We start from the raw sequence: 20,289 nt of genomic DNA, 5'->3' as shown, positions 1-20,289 counted from the left end.
ATCGAGAACCCGCTGTTCTACAAGGAAAACACCCGCATGTTCTACGGCGACGCCAAGGACAGCATCACGAGCCTGCTGCCAAAACTCGACTGAGCAAGGCAGGGCCAAGCAGGTGTGATGGAAGCCCTCTGACTCAAAGGGACGCATCCGTCGCATTCACAGGCGCGACGGTGGCAGGATCAGAGCTGCACCCCGGTGCCCTGAAGCACACCGTGTTCCAGCGCATAGCGGGTCAGGCCGGCGGTGGAACTGATACCAAGCTTGCGCTTGATGTTCTTGCGGTGGGTTTCCACGGTCCGCACCGAGATTTCGAGCGCCAATGCCACGTCCTTGTTGGACCTGCCCTGTGCCAGTTGCAGCAGGATGGTCTGCTCGCGGTTGGTCAACTGTTCGCGGGCGCCATCGCCGGTGGGCGTGAGCGAACCCTGCGCGCCGGTGCAAAGGTAGCGTTCCCCCGCCATGACGCTGTCGATGGCGCGCTTTATCTCGTCGGTGGGCACGTCCTTGAGCAAGTACCCCAGCGCGCCATGGCTGAGCGCGGAGGTGATATATTCCGGGCTGTCATGCATGCTGAGGATCAGGATGCGCGTGTTGGGGCGGCGCTCCAGGATGATTTCGGTGGTGCTGAGCCCGCCGAGCCCCGGCATGTTGAGATCAAGCAAGATCACATCGGGATTCAGCGCCTGGACCTGATCAATGATCTGACGACCGTCCGAGAGGGTCGCGATCACTTCGATGTCGTCATAGCTCTCCAGAATTGCTTCGACGCCTTCGGCCACCATCGGATGATCATCGACGATCACGACGCGGGTGGGCACGGTGCATGGCTGGGCGGCACGATTGGGAGAGGGGGGAATGATAGGGGTCATGCGCTTGCCTTGGTTGTTTCTTGTTTGTTTTGCGGGCCGAGCATGTGGCTCAGTGGTACGGTGGCCTCGATGACGGTTCCGCCGGGCGATGACAGGATCCGCAATGTTCCTTCAAGCTGCTCGATCCGTTCCTGCATGTTGCGCAGGCCCAGCCCGGCAGAGGCGTTTTTTTGAGGGGCGATACCAACGCCATCGTCGGAAATGCGCAGCGTCGCACCGCGGTTGTGGCCGCGCACGTCAAGCGTGATACGCCGGGCGTTGGAGTGGCGTTCGACATTGGTGAGAGCCTCCTGCGCCACGCGGTAGAGCGCGGTCTTGGCGTCGTCATCAAGGCGGTTGCGAAAGACCGCTGTCGCAAACTGGGTCTCTATCCCGGTGCGTTTGCCGAAATCTTCGACCAGCGCCTTGAGCGCCGGGCCGAGCCCCAGATCGTCGAGCGTGCCGGGGCGCAGATCGCGGCTGATGCGGCGCACTTCCTGGATCGCGCCGGCCAGATGGGTGATGCCCTTGTTGAGGTTTTCGGCGGCACGCGCGTCCCCGGCCTCAAGCCGGCGTCGCGCCAGATCGAGCGCATAGCGCACACCGACGAGGATCTGGCTGATGCTGTCATGCAGTTCGCGCGCGACGCGGCCGCGCTCTTCTTCCTGCGCGTCAAACACCCGTTGGGTCAGCGCCTTCAGCTTGGCGTCGGCCAGCCGACGCTCGCGGATGGTGATGAACAGACCCGAGGTGAAGACGATGAGCAACGCCATCAGGGTCAGCCCGCCGATGTAGAGAAAGGTGCGCTGCACGCGCGCTTCAACCTCGGCGCGGGACGCGGCGACTGTCGCGAGCACGTCGTCGATGAAGACGCCGGTGCCGACCACCCAGCGCCAATCCTGCAGCCCGATTGCATAGGCGACCATGCGGCCCGGCTCTCCGGTGCTGGGCTTTGTCCAGTCATAGGTATGATAGCCACTGCCAGATCTCGCCTGCTGGATCAGCCTATCGGTGATAGGCACGCCATTGGAATCGGTCATGCCGATCCAGTTGCGGCCGATGAGATCGGTGTAGCGCGGGCTGACCAGATTGTTGCCGTCATAGTCGAAGACGAAGAAATAACCATCGGTGCCGTAGACCATGCTGGACAGGATCTGTGTGACGATCAGCATCGCCTCTTCGTCGTCGGGGGCGGCGCGGCCATAGATGTTTATAAAGGCGGTGCGGGCCAGGGACAGGTAGTTCTTCAACTCTTCGCGCTTGGCCGCGATCAATTGCCGTTCCAGTGTCGCGATCTCGCGCTCTGCCAGGTGGCGCGACTGCAACGTGACCAGAACGGATATCACCACCACCGTCAGCAATAACGGAAGCGTCGCCGTCAGAAACAGCTTTTGTCCGTAATTTTTCCATAGGCGGTCTGTCAGACGTCGCATCGCGGATCGTTATACCCCAATTGCGGCCCATGCACAGGGCGACGCCGCGTCCCACGGCCGAAAAGCGGGCGAAAAAGTCTGATAGAGCGCATTTTTCCCGGCTTTCTACGCAGTAGTCGGTATTTCTTTGCAAGTTAGGCCTCGCTAGGCTCCGGACTCTTGCAACGATCCGCGTGCCGGCCGGAAGAGCCGCGTACGCATCACTGATCTGGGAGGATATACTCATATGGATCGTCGTTCTTTTCTGAAGAAAACGACACTTGGTGGCGGCGCTGCTGCCGCTGCAACGCTGGCCGCACCGGCCTATGCCCAAGGCAATCGTACCCTGACAATGGTGACAACCTGGGGCCGTGGCCTGGCAGGTGTGTTCGATGCCGCGCAGCGTTGTGCCGACAGCATCACCGCGATGTCGGGCGGCAGCCTGACCGTGGAAGTAAAGGCCGCAGGCGAACTGGTCGGCGCGTTCGAAGTGTTTGATGCCGTGACCTCGGGGCAGGCAGATATGTATCACGGTGCCGACTACTATTTCGTCGGTCAGCACCCGGGCTATGCATTCTTTACCTCGGTGCCGTTCGGCATGACCGCGCAGGAATTGGCAAACTGGTACTACCATGGCAATGGCGCTGCCCTACATGACGAGCTGGGCGAAATCTTTGGCCTCAAATCCTTCCTCGGTGGGAACACCGGTGCGCAGGCGGGCGGCTGGTTCGCCAAGGAAATCAATGGCCCCGATGACTTCAACGGCCTGAAATTCCGCATGCCGGGCCTGGGTGGCAAGGCGCTTGGCAAGTTGGGCGCGAGCGTCCAGAACCTTCCGGGATCGGAAGTGTATCAGGCGCTGGCCTCGGGTGCGATCGACGGGACCGAGTGGATCGGCCCCTGGGCGGACGAAAAGGCCGGTTTCCAGGAAATCACCAAGTTTTACTATACAGCTGGTTTCCACGAACCGGGCGCGGGGCTGAGCCTTGCCACCAACCGCGAAGTGTTCGACAGCCTGTCGGCAGAGCACCAGAAGATCATCGAGATCGCCGCAGCCGAAGCGCACCAGTGGAACCTGGCGCAATTCCTGAACAACAACGGCGCGGCGTTGCAGCGTCTCCAATCGGCCGGTGTCAAGACGCTGGCATTCCCCGACACTGTCTGGGATGCGTTCGGTGAAGCCTCGATGGCCGTTCACGAAGAGAACATGAGCGATGATCTCTACAAGAAGATCTTCGATGACTATCAGCCTTCGCTGAAAGCGTCCTCGGCTTGGATCGAGAAGTCCGAAGGCGTCTACCGTCGCCAGCGTGACCGTGTTCTGGGCTAAATTCCATTCTTAAAACTCTGGCAGGTTCCGGGAGACCGGGGTCTGCCCGTTTGGCCGTCGGTGTCGAAATGCGCCGCGGGCAAGACGGGCTGCAATAGGTTCGCAAAAAGGGGACATGGGGGACAATGCTGCAAGCGATTGTCTGGTTTTTCCAGAATATCGGCATGGCGTTTTACAATTTCGGCTATGCGATTACACATCCGTCGCTCTGGCTGGACTGGTCGGACAAGCAGGCGATCATGCGGGTCGTCTACTATGGCGGCTCGGTCGAGCTGTTCTTTGTCATATTCACGGGATTTCTGGTGCTGACAGCCATCGGGCTGTGGCGCAACGCTTTCATGTGGGGCTGTGTGCGCGTGCTCGAAGGGTTCGCCAACACCGTGGGCCGGTTCTTTGCCTGGGCGGGGCTGCTGATGGTGCTGCAGCAGATCCTGATCGTCTTTGTTCAGCGGATCTTTGCGCGCCCCGACATCGCCATCGGGTTTGGCATCCCGGTGCAGATGGACATCAGTTGGTGGGCTGAGGAACTGAAGCTCTACAATGCGATGATTGTCTGCCTGTGCTGCACCTATACCTTCGTGCAGGGGAGCCATGTGCGCGTTGATCTGTTCTATTCGGCCATCAGCTATCGCGCCAAACGCATCGTCGACATGGTCGGCAGCCTGATCTTCATGATGCCCGCTGCAGTTCTGACCTGGATGTATGGCTGGTATTTCATGTGGCGGCACCTCATCGTGCCGAACCCGTCGGCATCAGACACGTTGGAGCGTCTGCTGATGAAGGCCCGCGCGCTGCGATGGAACATCGAGACCATCGGGTTCAGCCCCAACGGGTTCAACGCCTACTTCTTGTTCAAGGTCTTGCTGATCACCTTTGCCGGAATGGTGTTCCTGCATGCGATCGCGTTTTTCTTCCGTTCCTACCTGGAGTGGAAGGAAGGGCCGGAATCAGAAGGCAAATTCCTCGATAAGGACAGCCTCGGCGAGGGCGAAGAAGCCTTTGAAGGCACGCATTAAGGGAACGCAGACGTATGTTATTCGGACTTGACGGGGTCGAAGTCGGCCTGATTATCGTCTTCCTTTGCCTTTTTGGAGGCATTCTGTCGGGCTTTCCGGTGGCATTTGCCATCGCCGGGGCCGGGGTGATTTCCTTTGGGATCATCGCCGCGCTGAACGACGCGGGGCTTTTGATACATCAGGCCATCGACACGGGCAGCGACGCCTACAACACGCTGATCGCGAGCGGGGTCAAGGCCGAGAGCATATCGACCTTCCGATACCCGGAATTGTCACGAACCCAGATTCCGGTGTTTCCGCAGGGCTGGGAAACGGCGCTGGACCGCAACGTGTCGTTCATCGTCAACCGGATCAACGAACGGGTCTTGGCGGGGCAATCCATCGAGACGCTGCTGGCGGTTCTGATGTTCGTGTTGATGGGGATCACGCTGGAGCGCTCCAAGATCGCCAACGACCTGCTGACCACGATGGCCAAGGTGTTCGGCCCGCTGCCCGGCGGTTTGGCGGTGTCGGTGGTCGTTGTGGGCGCATTCCTGGCGGCCTCGACCGGGATCGTTGGTGCGACCGTGGTGACAATGGGCCTGCTCAGCCTGCCGACCATGCTGCGCCATAACTATTCGCCCGAGATCGCCACCGGCGTCATTGCCGCCTCTGGCACGCTGGGGCAGATCATCCCGCCCTCCATCGTGATCGTCCTGCTGGGCACGCTGGCGGGCGATCTCTATTCCGTCGCACAAGAGAACCGTGCCATCGCGGCCGGGTGCTCTGATGCGTTGACCTATCTTGGCGAGCCTGCAGTTGTTTCCGTCGGCACGCTGTTCCAGGCGGCACTGTTGCCCGGCATCATGCTGGCGCTGCTCTATGCGCTTTATGCATTCGGCTATGCCTTGTTGAACCCATCGAAAGCCCCCGCCGTCGAGATGGGGCGCGCCAACGACCACGTCATCACCCGCTCTGAGGCGTTCACATGGTTCATCGGTGCGCCGGTCGGCCTGATTGCCGGGGTGATCCTGCTGGCCAATGTGGGCATCGTCGGCTCACAGGATCTGGTCGTCGACAGCTTTACCGACCGCGGCGAGAGCGCATCGTTGCGTACGAGTGTGAGTGCCGAATGCCAGACCGCAATGATCGAACTGCACGGACAGGAAGCCTGGGATGCGGCACTGGCCGAGCAGGGGACCATCGAAGCGGCCGGCGGTCAGCAGGAAAGCGTGAAGCTGACTGATGACCAGATCGCCGAATTGAAGGTCGAGAAAGAGGCCAGTGCCGCCCCCATCGGCACCGGCGTCGCCATCATCTTTCTGCTTTTCGCGCTGGTTCTGGCCGTGGCGCGCGGGGTCGCGCCCAATGCCGATCCAAGGCCGCTGCTGATCGGTGCCTTCGGCGTTGTGCTGGGGCTGGTCATTGATATTGCGCTGATCGCCCCCTCCAGCAGTTCCGGGCTGACCGTGATCTTGTTGCTCATCCCGCTGGTTCTGGCGTTTAACGGCTGCCGTGCCGCAGCCGGACGGTTGGCGCAGAACGATATCATTCGTGTGGTCTTTCCGCCGCTGGTGCTGATCGTCGCGGTTCTGGGTTCCATCCTGGGCGGTATCACCAATCCGACGCCGGCGGCCGCACTGGGCGCTGGCGGGGCGATCATGCTGGCCGCCTATCGCAAGCTGAGAGATCAGGATCGTTCTGTCAGGGTCATTATCTGGTCAACCTTTGCGATCATCCTCGCGATCCTGATCGGGATCAATTTCGATCTGCGGATCAATTCGGACTCGGTCAGCGCCGAGACCGTCGTCGCTTTCGTCTTTGCCTATGCGGCCTATCTCTATGCGATGTTCGGACTGCTCTTTGCCTGCTGGGTGCTGTTTACCTCGGGCGTCCTGACGCCGGTGGTGCGTGAAACGGCCAAGGTCACGTCGATGGTATTCACCATCCTCATAGGCTCGCAGCTCTTGAACCTCGTGGTGATCTCCTTCGGGGGTGAGCATTACATCCAGCAATTCCTGAAATCGTTCGATAATGAACTCACGGTGTTCCTGATCGTGATGCTGGTGCTTTTCGTGCTGGGGTTTGTCCTCGATTTTCTCGAAATCATCTACATCGTGATCCCCATAGTCGGCCCCGTCATCTATGGCGGCACGTTCGACCCGAAATGGGTCACGATCATGATCGCGGTGAATCTGCAGACCTCGTTCCTGACACCGCCTTTCGGCTTTGCACTGTTTTACTTGCGCGGCGTCGCACCTAAGGAAGTCACAACGGGCCACATCTACCGCGGGGTGTTTCCCTTCGTGGTGATCCAGGTGGTCGGGTTGGCAATCTTGTGGTTCTTCCCCTCGATCGTGACGATCTTTCCGGCGCTGATGGACTGATCAAACGTTCCGGGCACCGCAGAGGCCAAGTGGCCTTTCGGTGCCCGGCACACCCCGCGTGTACCGTGGCCAGGAAAGGTCCGGTGCCGCGGCCTCAAGGGACCGCATCTGCGCGAGGAGTGGTTCTCGGCCTCAATGATCCATGGACAGATAGCGCGTGTTCCGGGCCGGGTTCACGTCAGTATCCTGCCAAGGAACCCACGCCGCGTGGGGCGCTCTGATTCAGGTTCTGTGGTGCAGCGCCCGATCATCCGATGGGCTGCTTCGCTGCGCATCAGGCGTCCGCGTGCGATGTAGTAGGCGGTGTCGATGGATCCGTCGGCGCGATATTTGATCCGAGTGTCGGTGTTCATTTCTCGAGCTCCCTTGCTGTGATGTTTTCATCCAAGCACGGGCGGGTGCAGGGCGCTTGAAGCCGGTCTTTAGAAAGCCTTGTGATATTCCCGTCATTTCCCCTGAATGCCGGAATTTTGTGGCTTGGATCGGTAAAACGCGGTTAGCTGGACCGATGATCTACAGCTTTGGTGACTGCACCATAGACACGGCGCGCCACGCCTTCATGCGCGGCGGCGCGCCTGTACATCTGGAGCCGCAGGTCTTTGCCCTGCTGACCGAACTGGCGCGCGCACACGGCGCACTGGTCAGCAAGGACCAACTTGTGCAGTCGGTTTGGCAGGGGCTGGCGATTTCGGACGCGACGATCAGCGCGCGGATCAACGCTGCGCGCACAGCACTTGGCGATACGGGCCGCGAACAGCGGGTCATCCGCACCGTGTCAAAGCGCGGGTTTCAACTGGTCCCGGAGGTGTCGGGACAGGACGAGCAGGATAGGCCGCTACCTGCCCAGCCTGCCGCGCCAGCGCGGCCTGCGCCAACTGTCGGGTTTGCCACGGCCGCCGACGGTACACTGATCGCCCACAGCGTCAGTGGGACCGGCCCGCCGCTCATGCGCGTCGGGCATTGGTTGTCGCATCTGGAACTGGATTGGCGTTGCCCGGTCTGGCAACCGCTGCTGGCGCGGCTGGGGCGGGATTTTACGCTGCATCGCTACGATCAACGGGGCACCGGCCTGTCCGGGCGCGATCTGGCCCGCACTGATCTGGATGATTTTGTCGGCGACCTGTTGGCGGTGGCCGATGCTGCCGGGCTGGCGCGGTTTGCAATTTTCGCTGCCTCACAGGCGGTGCCTGTCGCGATCCGCTTTGCCGCGCGCCATCCCGACCGCGTCAGCCGCATGGTGCTTTATGGTGGCTTTGCCGTGGGCCGCGCGCTGCGCCCCGAACGCTCCGGCGAGATGGACGAAAATACGGTTCTGGGGCTTATCCGGGCGGGCTGGGGACAGCCAGAGAGCGCGTTCTTTCAGGCGTTCATCCGGCTGTTCATGCCAGATGGCACGCCCGAGCAGATCGCCAGCTTTGCCCGGGTGCAGAGCCAGTCGATAACGGCTGCGAATGCAGCCGGGCTGCGCATGGCGGTGGATCGGTTTGATGTGTCGGATGATCTGGAAGAGGTGCTTGCGCCGACATTGGTAATCCACGCGCGCGACGACGCCATTCAGCCCATCGCCCAGAGCCAGCGGATTGCGGGCGCGATCCCCGGTGCGCGGTTTATGACGCTGGACGGTCGCAATCACGTGATGCTGCCACAAGAGCCCGGCTGGGCCGAATTGATGCAGGCGGTTTCGGAGTTTTGCCTGCGCGCAGAATAGTCCCGCGCGCAGATGCTTTGCCTCAGTTGATATAGTGCAACCTGTCGAACCGGGCGCGCAGGGCTGCGACCTCGGGTGCCAGCGTCGAGGGGTCGTTTGCCCGCAGCGCCTGTGCGATCAGCGCGGCAAGTTGTGGCGCATCGGCGGGCGCCACACCCCAGCGGACCAGTTCGGGCGTGCCGATGCGCAGCCCGTTCATGTCGCCGGGCACCTCATCGATCGGCAGGCCGATGCCGCAGGCCAGGAACCCGGCCTTGCGCAGGGTCTTCGATGCAGCCTGACCGCCGCCGAAACCCGCCGCCTCGATGGCGAACTGGTGCGACTGGGTATAGCCGCGCCCGGCGGCAAAGACCGGCAGACCCTGATCCGCGAGCGCCGCCGCAAGGGCCTGCGCCACTGCGATCATCTGGGCTGCATAGGCGCTGCCATGGTCGCGCCAGTCCAGCATGCCCATCGCCAGTGCGGCGGATTTCGCCGCGTCGAAATTGGCTGTCATGCCGGGAAAGGCGATGGCATCGAGCCGCTCGGCCATGACGTCGTCATTGGTTACGATCAATCCGCCCGCCGGGCCACCGAGGCTCTTGTATGTGCTCATCGTCATCAGATGCGCGCCGTGCTCCAGCGGGTTGGCCCAGGCGCGTCCGGCAATGATGCCGCACTGGTGCGCCGCGTCAAAGAGCAGCCTGGCGCCGACCTCATCTGCAATCGCACGGACATCTGCCACGGGATGCTCGAAAAGGTTGAGGCTGCCGCCCAGGGTGATCAGCGCCGGGTTGGCCTTGTGCGCCAGCGTGCGCAGGGCGTCCACATCGACGGTATAGCCATCGGCGCTGACCGGGGCGGGCAGCGACCGCAACCCGTAGAGCCCGGCGCAGCCTGCTGTGTGGTGGGTGACGTGGCCGCCGATGCTGGCAGGCGGGGCGATGATGGTGTCGCCCGGTTTGCAGGTCGCCATGAATGCATAGAGATTGGCAATGGCACCCGAGGGCACGCGAATTTCGGCGTGGCGAGCCTGAAACACCTCGGCGCAGAGCTGAGCCGCGATTACCTCGATCTCTTCGATGGCCTCCAGCCCCATTTCGTATTTATCGCCGGGATAGCCCAGCGAAGGCCGCGACCCGATGCCCGACGCCAACAGCGCCTCGGCGCGCGGGTTCATCACGTTGGTCGCCGGGTTGAGGTTGAAGCAGTCGCGCTCGTGTATCTCGCGGTTCTGCTCGGCCAGCGCTTCGATCCGCGTGGCAATGTCGGGTGTGGGGGCGCTGGCGGTGCACGTGGCGATGGACTGGACGAGGGTTTCGCATTGGGCGGGGACCCAGGCGCGGGGGGCAAGTGTCATGGCAAGGCTCCTGATGTGTTGGTGCCAACAAAGCGCGGCTTGGCTGACGGCGCAAACCAGAATATGTAAAAATGACGTTAGAAAAACTGAGGGTAGAAAATGTCGGTTGCACCACCGCGCCCCAAGGGGCCGCCACTCAACGCGTTGCGCGCGTTCGAGGCCGCAGCGCGGCTGGGTGGGTTCGCCGCCGCCGCCGAAGAACTGGGTGTGACCCCCGGCGCGATCTCGCAACATATCCGTAGCCTTGAAGACTGGACTGGTGTGCCGCTGTTCGAGCGACGCTCGCAAGGGGTGCGGCTGAGCGCGGCGGGGGCGGCGCTGTTGCCGGGGTTTACCGATGCCTTCGACCGGATGGGGCAGGCGGTGCGCAGCTTGCGCGCGGCGGGCAGCAGGCGGGCCCTGCATATCGCGGTGCTGCCCAGCGTGGCGCAGCTGTGGCTGGCGCCGCGTCTGCCTGCGTTGCGGGCGGCCCTGCCGGGGCTGCGCATTTCGGTCTCGGCTCTGGAAGCACCGCCGAACCTTGACCGGGAGATGTTCGATCTCAGCCTGTTCATCCGCATGCCGACCGGCGGTCCGGGGGAAGTCGTGCTGACCGAAGACAGGATACTGCCGGTTTGCGCGCCCGGGCTGGCGGCAGAGATTGCCGTGCCGGGCGATCTGGCGCAGCAGACATTGCTGCATGATGCAAGCTGGGCCGGCGACTGGGCCCTATGGGCCGAGACTGTGGGCTGCGATCTGCCCGGCGCGGGGGATGGTCCGCAGTTTTCGCTCTATGCGCTGGCGATGGCCGAGGCGCAGAGCGGCGCCGGCGTGCTGATGGGCCATGAGGTGCTGGTTGCGGGGGCGCAAGCGCGCGGCGACCTTGTGGCTCCGTTGCCCGGACGCGTGTCGACGGGCAAGGCGCTGGTGCTGGAGTATCCAAGACATGGCGCAACCAAGGAGTTGAAGCGGCTGGTCGCGCTGCTGAAAGAGAGTGTCTGAGCCCCAACCACACCGCGCGAGGGTTATCGCGGACGCTCAGCTACCTGAAAACGGATGACTGCGTTCCATTCCCATGAAACGGGCCCGCAATGACAGACTGTCAGCCCCGGTCAGGGCGCATCGGCATTCCGTCTGGCAACGCGATGTCAGCGACCTGCTCGGCGATCGGATCGTTGCTCAGCGGGTGCGCCTGGGCGCTGTAATCCTCGGGGGAGCGCATCGGCTCCCACGCGCCGTTAACATAGAGCTCAAGCCCCGAGAAGCCGGCCTTGTAGCCCATCTTTTCGCTGCCCGGCACCCAGTAGCCGAGATAGACATGCGGCAGGTTGCTTTCGCGGGCGATGTAGACGTGATCGAGAATAACGTGCGTTCCGAGGCTGTCGCGGGTTCGGGTCGGATCGAAGAACGAATAGACCATGCTGACCCCGTCATCGAGTATATCGGTCAGACATACGGCTGTCAGCGCGCCGGTGGTCTGGTCTACATACTCCACGACGCGGGTGCGAATAGGCGTCTCTTCGACCATGGCGGCGAATTCGAACGCATCCATATCGGCCATCCCGCCGGTCGCGTGGCGGCTTTCCAGATAGGTGCGAAAGAGCGCATATTGCTCTTCCGTGGCCCAGGGCGAGGTGGCGCGGCGTTCCAGCCCGGCATTGCGGCGCAGGACGCGCCGCTGACTGCGGGACGGCGTAAAGGCCGCTACGTTGATGCGCGCCGATATGCAGGCGGCGCAATCTGCACAGGACGGGCGGTAGAGCACATTCTGTGACCGGCGAAAGCCCTGTTTGGACAGCTTGTCATTCAAGCGTTGGGCACTGTCGCCCTGAAGCGCTGTGAACAGCTTACGCTCCATCCGGCCCTCCAGATAGGGGCAGGGCTGTGGGGCCGTCACGTAGAATTGGGGCGCAATCGGTAGAGTGTGGCGCATTCAGGAGGCTCGCAGCGTGGATTTCGCATGTTTCGTCATGACGATAGCAATCGCAAACGCATCCGCCAAGGGCAGATTGGCATTGTCTTCCATGCTTGGGCGACAGGGCAAACCGTCACGCGGCGCGCCGGTTTACGGCAACTGTGCCCAGCACGTGATCGCTCAGCCCCTGTCCGCGCGCTGTTGTCATCATCAGGATGATCGAGATTGCCTGCACGAAAACCATTCCGAACGACAAGGTAAAGCCGAGCGTATGCAGCGCAGCCATCGGCAGGTCGAATTTTTCGCCGCGCAGGGTGCGAAACTCGATCGCCATCAGGCGCATGCCCCAGGTCGCAGAGCCGTTGGCCAGCGTCACGGTCCGGTAGACAAAGCTGACAGTGAGGAACAGCACGGGAAAGAAAAACAGCCCGACAAAAGCCGTGGACAGCGTTACCAGAAACGTGAACGCGAGGATGATCACCGTGTCCACCACCCACGCCATCAGCCGCTTCATGGGCACATCGGCATAGAATTCGGGCTGCGTGTCGGGGTCGGGCAGGTGCCATGTCATTCTGATGGGGTCCGGTAATAAGGGGTCATCTGGTGGTGTCGGTTCTGGTCGGGCGTGGCGCCTGCATCAGGTAAGGTGGCGGGGCGGTGGGATCAACCACCCGCAAAGACAGGAGAGGCCCGCCGGAGCGGGCCAGACTGCGTGCGCGTCGATGGGCCTACGCCTCTTGCGGGGCCGTGTCTTGGCGTGTCTTGCGGGCGCGATCTTCCATGAATTGATCGAATTCGGCCTTGTCCTTGGCGTGGCGCAGACGTTCAAGGAACGCTTGGAAGTTTTCCTGCTCGTCCTGCAGACGGCGCAAAGTCTCGTCGCGGTAGGCGTCAAAGGCGGAATTGCCGCTGCTTTGGCTCATCGACAGGGGCCGGCGCATGTGGCGCGCGCGGCCGGATTTGCTGCAGGTCATCTTGTTGCTCCAGATCATGTAGAAGAGAAGGGCGAGGCCGACGGGCCAGACAAGGACGAAAGCCAGAACCATGAGAGCGATCCATGCGCCACGTCCGCGCGCGTCCAGCCAGCCTTCGGCGCGATAGAGCCATGCCATCAAGCCGGACTGTCGGGCGGCCGTGGCAGAAGGGGCGAAGGTGGTCATCAGGTGTATCCTTTCTCGGGTGAGTTTGTGTGATGTGAATGCCTTTCACATTGATAAAGGTGGTGACTTTTTCGGCGCGTGCAAGAGGGAATGTAAATCTTTTTTACATCGAGGGGATTTCAGGGAAGGCGCGGCACCCCCAATAGGCTATGACGCCGCGCGGCGGTCTTGCCCTGTCATGTGGATCAAATTGTAAATTCCGCCAGTTCCGCGCCGGAAATCCGCAGCACGTCGCTGGGCGGCGCGCCGAAGACGTGGCGCGGCGTGCCGGCAGCGGCCCATATCTGGTCAAACGCTATCAGGCGGGGATCGAAGAAGGCGCGCGGCGGAGTCAGATGCCCGACCGGGGACACGCCGCCGATGGCAAAGCCGGTCTGCGCCCGGATCAGGGCTGCATCGGCCTTGCCCAAATCTTCGCCCGCAAGCGCGCTGGCGCGGGCCGGATCGACCTGCGCTCCACCTGCGGTGATAAAGAGGATGGCCGCACCTGATTGTGCCCCGGCAAAGATGATCGACTTGGCAATCTGGTCGATGTCGCAGCCCACCAGATCGGCGGCCATCCGCGCGGTGGTCGCTTGCCCGATCTCCTGCGGTGCGCAATCCAGACCGGCCTCGGCGAGGGCGCGGGTCACACGTTTCAGGCTCTTGCTCATTGACGGTTCTCCTTCGGGCAGCGTTTTATGTGCCGTGCATCCCATTGACCAGCCCGGCGCGGCTTGTATCACTGGTCGGATGGATTTTGCCAATCGTATCACCCGACTTCCACGCCCATTCGAGCCCGATCACGGCGCCGAGATAAGCGCACGCTTTCCGGAACTGTCCGGCGATCTGGCTGCCCTGATCGAGGGCGCGGCGGGGTGCAGCCCTTATTTGCGCGCCCTCATGCAGCAAGAGGCGGAATGGCTGCCCGGCGCGCTGGCGGACCCCGAGGCCGCGCGCGATGCAGTATTTGCCACATTGCGTGGCGTGCCGGGCGGCGGCACTTCGCTGGCTGCTGTCCTGCGTCAGGCCAAGCGGCGCATCGCGCTACTGGCGGGGCTGGCCGATCTGGCCGGTGTCTGGCCGCTGGAGGACGTGACCGGCACGCTGACGAGGCTCGCCGATCTGGCCTGTGACGCGGCAATGAAAGACACCGTGGGCACCGAGATCCGGCGCGGCAAGCTGCCCGGCGCAAGCGAGGACGATATTGCCACCTGCGGCGGGATGGTCACGCTGGCAATGGGCAAGATGGGCGCGGGCGAGTTGAATTACAGCTCTGACATCGACCTGATTTGCCTGTTTGACGAGACCCGGTTCGAGCCCGACGACTTTCACGAGGCGCGCGCCTCTTTCGTGCGGGCGACGCGGCGCATGACTGCGCTGCTGAGCGACCGGACAGAGGACGGTTATGTGTTTCGCACCGATCTGCGGTTGCGGCCCGATCCGTCGGTCACGCCGGTCTGCATGGCGATGGCCACGGCGGAAACCTATTACGAGAGCCTCGGCCGCACATGGGAGCGTGCAGCATATATCAAGGCGCGCCCTGCAGCGGGCGATCTGGCAGCGGGCGAGCGATTTCTGGAGGTTCTGACGCCGTTCGTCTGGCGCAGGCATCTGGATTTCGCGGCAATTGAGGACGCCCATAACATGCGGCTGCGCATACGCGCCCACAAGGGGCTGGGAGGGGCGATCGACCTGGACGGGCACAACATGAAGCTGGGTCGCGGCGGTATCCGCGAAATCGAATTCTTTACCCAGACCCGGCAGATCATCGCGGGCGGGCGCGATGCGGACCTGCGCGTGCGTGGCACGCTGGATGGGCTGGCACGGCTGGCCGCCAAGGGCTGGGTGCCGGAAGAGGCGGCAGAGGCGCTGACCGATCACTACCGGTTCCACCGCGAGGTCGAGCACCGGTTGCAGATGCTGCGCGATAGCCAAACCCACGATTTGCCCAAATCGAGCGAAGAATGGGATCGGCTGGCGGCTTTCATGGGGCGCGAGACCGATGATCTGCGCGATGAGCTTAACACGCGGTTGAACGCGGTCCACGAGATGATCGAACATTTTTTCGATCCCGAGCGGGATTCCGCGCCGCGCCCGTCCGATCCGGACGAGATCGCCGATTTGCCGCAGGAAGTCATTGCGCGCTGGCCCAGCTACCCGGCGCTGCGGTCTGCCCGCGCGGTCGAGATCTTTCGTCGGCTACGCCCTGATATCCTGTCCCGGCTGGCGGCAACGTCCAATCCATCCGAGGCACTGGTCGCGTTCGACGGATTCCTGTCGGGCCTGCCCGCCGGGGTTCAGGTGTTTTCGCTTTTCGAGGCAAACCCGCACTTGATTGATCTGTTGATCGATATCGTGGGCACCGCACCGGAGTTGGCCAGCTACCTGTCGCGCAATGCGACCGTGTTCGACGCGGTGATTGTTGGTGATTTCTTCGCCCCTTGGCCCGAGCCCGCGGCGTTGCAGGCGGCTTTGGCGGCGACGCTTGCCGCAGAGTCGGATTATGAGGCGCGGCTGGACGCGGCGCGGCGTTGGCGGCGCGAATGGCACTTTCGCGTCGGTGTGCACCACCTGCGTGGTTTGATTACGGGTGCCGAGGCTGGCGCGCACTATGCCGATCTGGCGGATGCGATCCTGACCGCGCTCTGGCCCGAGGTGACTCGGCAATTCGCGGTCAAGCATGGCCCCCCGCCCGGGCGCGGGGCGGTGGTTCTGGGGATGGGGTCGCTGGGGGCCAGACGGCTCAATGCCGGGTCCGATCTGGATCTGATCGTGATCTACGACGCGGACGGGGCCGAAGAGTCGGACGGTCCGCGCCCGTTGGCGACGCGGCCCTATTACGCACGCCTCACCCAGGCGCTGATCACCGCGCTTACCGCACCAATGGCGCAGGGGCGGCTCTACGAGGTGGACATGCGCCTGCGCCCGTCGGGCAACCAGGGGCCGGTGGCCACCGCTTGGCCATCGTTTCGTGACTACCAGTCCAACGAGGCCTGGGTGTGGGAGCATCTGGCGCTGACGCGGGCGCGGGTGATTACCGGCGACGAGGGCCTTGGCCGCGATGTGGAGGCGTTTCGCCGCGACCTGCTGGCACGTCCGCAGGACCGGGAGAAGGTGCTGCAAGAGGTCGCAGAGATGCGCGCGCGCATCCGTGCGGCCAAGGCGCCTGTTGGCCCTCTGGATGCCAAGCTGGGCCGAGGCCGCATGCAGGAGATCGAGCTGATCGGGCAGGCGGGCACGCTGCTGGCAGGCAGCGCTGAGCAGCGCACCGAAGCAGGATTGCGCGCCGGTGTCGCAATTGGTTGGCTCAGCGACGCTGACGAGGCGGCGCTGACGAGTGCTTATGCGCTTTGCTCGAAGTTACTTCAGGCGGCGCGACTGCTGGGGGACAAGCCACTGGATCCGGCCGAGCTGGGTGCCGGAGCGGAGCAGTTCGTGCTGCGCGAGACGGAACAGCCCGATACAGCCGCGTTGCTGAAGACGCTGGAAGATATGACCGAAAAGGCCGGGCAGGCGATCGACGCTGCGCTGGCCCTCACGCCAGAGAAGGAGTGACGCCGCATGAAACGTGACCCGCTCGACCACAAGGGGCTGATCCGCGAATCCTACCGGATCGAAGGGATCGTGGCAGAGGAATGCCGCTCGATCTTTCTCGACTGGGCGTTATCGCTGGCGGACGGTCAGGATACGCAGGCCGCGATCGAGGTGATGCTGGAGCGCTACGCAACCGACAACCCCGATCATCCGATGACGCAGGTCTTGCGCGACGGGCAGAAGACCGCCGAGGCACCGCGCCGCCGGGGCGGGTGGAAGGCGCGGCCCCGGAATTGACGGCAATCCTGCCGAAAATGCGCATTGACCGGGCCGCGCTCCGGCATTCCTGGCCGTGTCAGCGCCGCACAACGATCACCAGATTGCACAGGAAACGTCCAAAACACGCCTCATTTCGCGATCATTCTCCTTGGCGGGAAGATGGGTAGAACGCCCTTGGAGGATGGACATGAAACGTATCAAGATCATGGCAGCGATGCTGATGGGGCTGGCGGTTTCCGCCTGTGGCTCCACCGAGACCGAATTCGCTTCGCGGAACGCACCGCTGGAAGCGCCCAAGCAGGTTGCACCGATTGCGGTGAACGTACAGTCTGTCACTGTCAGCGTGCCGCGCACCCTGCGGGTGTCAGAGGCCAACCGTTATTATCCGGGCGGCGATATCGTCTGGCGCGAAGATCCGCGCGGCGACCGTCATGCGCAGGTGCAGAAAATCGTGCAGGACGCCATGGTCAAGGGCGTGACTGGTCTCGATACCGGGGTTCCGGTCGAGCTCTACGTCCAAGTGACGCGGTTTCACGCGCTGACCGAAAAGGCGCGCTATACCACCGGCGGCGTGCATGACCTTGAATTCAAGGTGACGTTGAAGGATCCCGCCACTGGCCAACCCTTGACCGAGCCGCGCCTGATCGAGGCTGACTTCAAAGCCTTTGGTGGCAATCAGGCCATCGCTGCAGAACAGCGCGGCGAGACCCAGAAAGTGCGCATCACCGAGCATCTGGCAAAGGTGATCCGGGCCGAGATTTCCAATCCGGGCAGCTATCAGAGCGCCGGTCTGGGAGTGATGGGGCTTTTCAACAAGTCGGGAAGCTGATCACTCTGGCCTTTCGGCCCAGCTGAAAAATGCGTAAAGGGACGGCATGATGTCGTCCCCTTTGCCCGTTATCCGCCTGAAACCCAAATCTTCGCCGCGCGGTGTTCTGCGCGGCTTTCCTTGGGTTTATGACAATGAACTGGTCACGGACCGGCGCACCAAGGCGCTGGAACCGGGCAGTATTGCGGTTCTGGAGGATGCAAACCGCCGCGCGCTGGCGCTGGTGACGGTCAATCCCGCCTCGCGCATCATGGCGCGGGTTCTGGATCGTGATCCGGGCGCAACCGTGGACCGTGATTGGCTGCGCGCCCGGCTGACCCGGGCGCTGGCACTGCGCACGCGGCTATATGATACGCCCCACTACCGTCTGGTACATGCCGAGGCCGATGATCTGCCCGGCATTGTCATCGACCGGTTCGGCGACACTTGCGTGATCCAGCCCAACGCGGCCTGGGCCGAGAGGCTGCTGAGCGATCTGGCCGAGGTTCTGGCCGAGGTGACGGGCTGTGCGCATATTCTCAAAAACGCCAGCGGACGGGCCCGCGGGCTGGAAGGGCTGGACGATGCAAGTGGCGTTCTGATCGGTAGCGCACCCGACGCGCCGGTGCCCGTACCGATGAACGGCGCGACCTACATGGCCGACCTCACCGGCGGACAGAAAACCGGCCTGTTCTACGACCAGCGCCCCAATCACGCCTTTGCCGCCGGTCTGGCGCAGGGCGCGCGGGTGCTGGACGTCTTTGCCCATGTCGGCGGGTTCGGCCTCGCCGCGCTGGCGAATGGCGCGATCTCGGCGCTGGCGGTCGACGGCTCCGAGCCTGCCTTGACGCTGGCACAGGGCGGCGCCGCCGCAATGGGCGCGCAGGATCGGTTCAGTACCCGCAAGGGCGATGCCTTCGATGTTTTGGGCACGCTGGGCGATGACGGCGAAAAATTCGATCTGGTGATCTGTGATCCACCCGCTTTTGCGCCATCGAAGAAGGCGCTTGAGGCGGGATTGCGCGCTTATGAACGGGTAGCGCGACTGGCAACGCCGCTGGTGGCGCCGGGCGGGTACTTGGGCCTTTGCTCGTGCTCGCATGCCGTCGACCTGACCGCATTCCGCGCAGCCTGCCTGCGCGGGATCGGACGTGCCGGGGGCCATGCGCAGCTTATTCACACAGGCTTTGCCGGGCCGGATCATCCGATGCACCCGATGCTGGCCGAAAGCGGTTATCTCAAGGCGCTTTTCTTTCGCCTATGAAGGTGCTGCTGGACACCTGCGTGATCTACCCAACCGTGATGCGACAGATGCTGCTGGGCGTGGCCGGGCAGGGCGCGTTCACGCCGCTTTGGTCGGCACGGATCATCGAAGAATGGCAACGTGCCGCGGTCAAGCTGGGACCAGATGGCATCGCGCAGGCGGGGACCGAGGCAGTGCTGCTGCATGCCGCCTGGCCAGAGGCACAGGTCGTTGCACCGCCATCGCTGGAAGCGCGACTATGGCTGCCTGATCCGGCGGATATCCACGTTCTGGCCGCCGCGATTGCAGGCTCGGCGGATGTGATCGTGACCCTCAACGCCAAGGATTTTCCGCGAAACGTGCTGGCCGAAGAAGGATTGTCGCGCAGCGACCCGGATGCGTTCCTGCACGGGATCTGGCAGGCGCAGCCAGAGATGGTTGCGGGTGTTGCCGCGGACGTATTGGCCGACGCGAAAAGGCTGAGCGGGCGGGAATGGGAAATGCGCGCATTGCTGAAAAAGGCGCGTCTGCCCCGGCTGGCCAAGGCGCTGGGCGGGATGCCGGGCTGAAGTAGCGAATTGATGCCCTGTCAGGTCGCTATCAGGATCGCGGATGTAGACCGAGGCCACATCAGCCCCATTTTGCCTCCAGCTTTTCGATCGCGCCGATGCGTTCCTCGGTCTTGGGATGGCTCAACAACCACGCAGGTGCGGCCCCGGCATGGGATTGGGTCAGCTTTTCAAGCTTGCGAAAGAGTGATTTCTGCGGCTCGGTCCCGATCCCGGCCTTGGTCAGCAGCGCGGCGGCGTATTCGTCGGCCTCGTATTCATCCTTGCGCGACAGCCGGGCGGCGAGCATGGATGTCAGCGCGCCTGCGATCCACGGTCCGATGAATGGGATGAACCGGCCCAGCACCATCGCCAGCGCGGTACGCAGGGCGTTCTGGCCGGAAAAGTCGATCATCCGGCGGCGCGAATGCCCCAGCGCCACATGGCCCAGTTCGTGCGCGATCACCGATGCCAGCTCGTCTGCGTTGACTTCGCCCGACTGGAATTTACGGTAAAATCCACGGGTGATGAAGATGCGCCCGTCGGGGGCCGCGAGGCCGTTGACCGGGTCAATTTCATAGATGTGCACGCGAATGCGCGGCAGATCGAGCGCGCGCGCCAAGCGGTCGGTCATGAGTTTCAGCATCGGGTCCGCCAGCTCTGACGACCGGCGGTTGAGTTCCTGTGTCGTGCGCCAGACCGAAAACCGGTACATGACGACCGCATAGGCCAGTGCGAGCAGGATGGGCGTGAACTTCAGCATGAAGGGTATATAGGGACGCGGCGCAACCTCATCCAGCCCTCGCGAAATGTCTTCGGGGT

At 63.1% G+C, this 20,289-nt stretch carries 19 protein-coding genes; 10 read left to right on the top strand and 9 right to left on the bottom strand.

The genetic code is table 11. The features are described from left to right. Positions 1-179 precede the first annotated feature (179 nt). Together O3306_RS03710 and O3306_RS03705 are read right to left on the bottom strand one after the other, a co-directional pair. Complete coding sequence (locus O3306_RS03710) at positions 180-869, bottom strand: response regulator transcription factor (protein ID WP_272003480.1); 690 nt, start codon at positions 867-869, stop codon at positions 180-182. Continuing rightward, positions 866-2,281 (bottom strand): cache domain-containing protein, encoded by a 1,416-nt coding sequence (locus tag O3306_RS03705; protein ID WP_272003478.1) that lies wholly within the window; start codon positions 2,279-2,281, stop codon positions 866-868. Before O3306_RS03705 ends, O3306_RS03710 begins: the two co-directional genes overlap by 4 nt. A gap of 226 nt (positions 2,282-2,507) precedes the next feature. Here O3306_RS03705 and O3306_RS03700 point away from each other — a divergent pair, with 226 nt between their 5' ends. The 3 genes from O3306_RS03700 to O3306_RS03690 all read left to right on the top strand — a co-directional run bounded on the left by O3306_RS03700 (position 2,508) and on the right by O3306_RS03690 (position 6,972). Further along, a complete protein-coding gene (locus O3306_RS03700; RefSeq protein ID WP_272003475.1) occupies positions 2,508-3,590 on the top strand; it encodes a TRAP transporter substrate-binding protein in 1,083 nt (360 codons plus the stop codon). A 125-nt stretch (positions 3,591-3,715) separates the two neighbouring features. Next, a complete protein-coding gene (locus tag O3306_RS03695) occupies positions 3,716-4,606 on the top strand; it encodes a TRAP transporter small permease subunit (protein WP_272003472.1) in 891 nt (296 codons plus the stop codon). A gap of 14 nt (positions 4,607-4,620) precedes the next feature. Beyond that, positions 4,621-6,972 carry a TRAP transporter large permease gene (locus O3306_RS03690; protein WP_272003469.1) on the top strand — a complete coding sequence of 784 codons (2,352 nt, stop codon included), beginning with the start codon at positions 4,621-4,623 and terminating at the stop codon, positions 6,970-6,972. A gap of 173 nt (positions 6,973-7,145) precedes the next feature. Here O3306_RS03690 and O3306_RS03685 read toward each other — a convergent pair whose 3' ends face one another. Further along, positions 7,146-7,325: a hypothetical protein gene (locus O3306_RS03685; RefSeq protein ID WP_272003466.1), complete on the bottom strand. Its 180-nt coding sequence runs from the start codon at positions 7,323-7,325 to the stop codon at positions 7,146-7,148. Positions 7,326-7,480: 155 nt separating this feature from the next. Between O3306_RS03685 and O3306_RS03680 the strand changes: the two genes are divergently transcribed. After that, positions 7,481-8,680, top strand: a complete 1,200-nt coding sequence (locus O3306_RS03680) for an alpha/beta fold hydrolase (RefSeq protein ID WP_272003463.1) — start codon at positions 7,481-7,483, stop codon at positions 8,678-8,680. A gap of 22 nt (positions 8,681-8,702) precedes the next feature. Here O3306_RS03680 and glyA read toward each other — a convergent pair whose 3' ends face one another. Further along, positions 8,703-10,019, bottom strand: coding sequence for a serine hydroxymethyltransferase (gene glyA, locus O3306_RS03675; protein ID WP_272003461.1), 1,317 nt, complete (start codon positions 10,017-10,019; stop codon positions 8,703-8,705). Between the two features lie 99 nt (positions 10,020-10,118). On the opposite strand from glyA, the gene O3306_RS03670 reads away from it, so the two are divergent. Next, positions 10,119-11,000: a LysR family transcriptional regulator gene (locus tag O3306_RS03670; protein WP_272003459.1), complete on the top strand. Its 882-nt coding sequence runs from the start codon at positions 10,119-10,121 to the stop codon at positions 10,998-11,000. Positions 11,001-11,100: 100 nt separating this feature from the next. Here O3306_RS03670 and O3306_RS03665 read toward each other — a convergent pair whose 3' ends face one another. The 4 genes from O3306_RS03665 to O3306_RS03650 form a co-directional block, all read right to left on the bottom strand. Continuing rightward, entirely contained in the window at positions 11,101-11,931 is an 831-nt protein-coding gene (locus tag O3306_RS03665) for an arginyltransferase (RefSeq protein ID WP_272003457.1), read from the bottom strand. Between the two features lie 115 nt (positions 11,932-12,046). Further along, the gene (locus O3306_RS03660; RefSeq protein WP_272003454.1) at positions 12,047-12,484 is read right to left on the bottom strand and encodes an RDD family protein; all 438 of its coding nucleotides are present in this window, start codon (positions 12,482-12,484) and stop codon (positions 12,047-12,049) included. Positions 12,485-12,641: 157 nt separating this feature from the next. Next, on the bottom strand, positions 12,642-13,073 hold the full coding sequence (locus O3306_RS03655) for a DUF2852 domain-containing protein (protein ID WP_272003451.1): 432 nt from the start codon (positions 13,071-13,073) through the stop codon (positions 12,642-12,644). A 185-nt stretch (positions 13,074-13,258) separates the two neighbouring features. Further along, the gene (locus O3306_RS03650; protein WP_272003449.1) at positions 13,259-13,726 is read right to left on the bottom strand and encodes a YbaK/EbsC family protein; all 468 of its coding nucleotides are present in this window, start codon (positions 13,724-13,726) and stop codon (positions 13,259-13,261) included. A gap of 79 nt (positions 13,727-13,805) precedes the next feature. Between O3306_RS03650 and O3306_RS03645 the strand changes: the two genes are divergently transcribed. The 5 genes from O3306_RS03645 (at position 13,806) to O3306_RS03625 (ending at position 19,488) form a co-directional block, all read left to right on the top strand. After that, a complete protein-coding gene (locus O3306_RS03645; protein WP_272003446.1) occupies positions 13,806-16,610 on the top strand; it encodes a bifunctional [glutamine synthetase] adenylyltransferase/[glutamine synthetase]-adenylyl-L-tyrosine phosphorylase in 2,805 nt (934 codons plus the stop codon). A gap of 6 nt (positions 16,611-16,616) precedes the next feature. After that, positions 16,617-16,886 carry a hypothetical protein gene (locus O3306_RS03640; RefSeq protein ID WP_272003444.1) on the top strand — a complete coding sequence of 90 codons (270 nt, stop codon included), beginning with the start codon at positions 16,617-16,619 and terminating at the stop codon, positions 16,884-16,886. Positions 16,887-17,055: 169 nt separating this feature from the next. Further along, positions 17,056-17,697, top strand: coding sequence for a DUF6778 family protein (locus O3306_RS03635; RefSeq protein WP_272003442.1), 642 nt, complete (start codon positions 17,056-17,058; stop codon positions 17,695-17,697). A gap of 46 nt (positions 17,698-17,743) precedes the next feature. Continuing rightward, complete coding sequence (locus O3306_RS03630; protein ID WP_272003440.1) at positions 17,744-18,940, top strand: RSP_2647 family RNA methyltransferase; 1,197 nt, start codon at positions 17,744-17,746, stop codon at positions 18,938-18,940. Further along, complete coding sequence (locus O3306_RS03625; RefSeq protein ID WP_272003438.1) at positions 18,937-19,488, top strand: RSP_2648 family PIN domain-containing protein; 552 nt, start codon at positions 18,937-18,939, stop codon at positions 19,486-19,488. Before O3306_RS03630 ends, O3306_RS03625 begins: the two co-directional genes overlap by 4 nt. Positions 19,489-19,549: 61 nt before the next feature. Here the strand turns inward: O3306_RS03625 and O3306_RS03620 are convergent, their stop codons facing one another. Then, the gene (locus O3306_RS03620) at positions 19,550-20,230 is read right to left on the bottom strand and encodes a M48 family metallopeptidase (protein WP_272003436.1); all 681 of its coding nucleotides are present in this window, start codon (positions 20,228-20,230) and stop codon (positions 19,550-19,552) included. Positions 20,231-20,289 lie beyond the last annotated feature (59 nt).

This window comes from Roseovarius sp. ZX-A-9 (genome assembly GCF_028369135.1).
In the GTDB taxonomy this organism is placed as follows: Bacteria; Pseudomonadota; Alphaproteobacteria; order Rhodobacterales; family Rhodobacteraceae; genus Roseovarius.
Note: the sequence above shows the minus strand (reverse complement) of the source record. Positions and strands in the feature narration are given on the sequence as shown.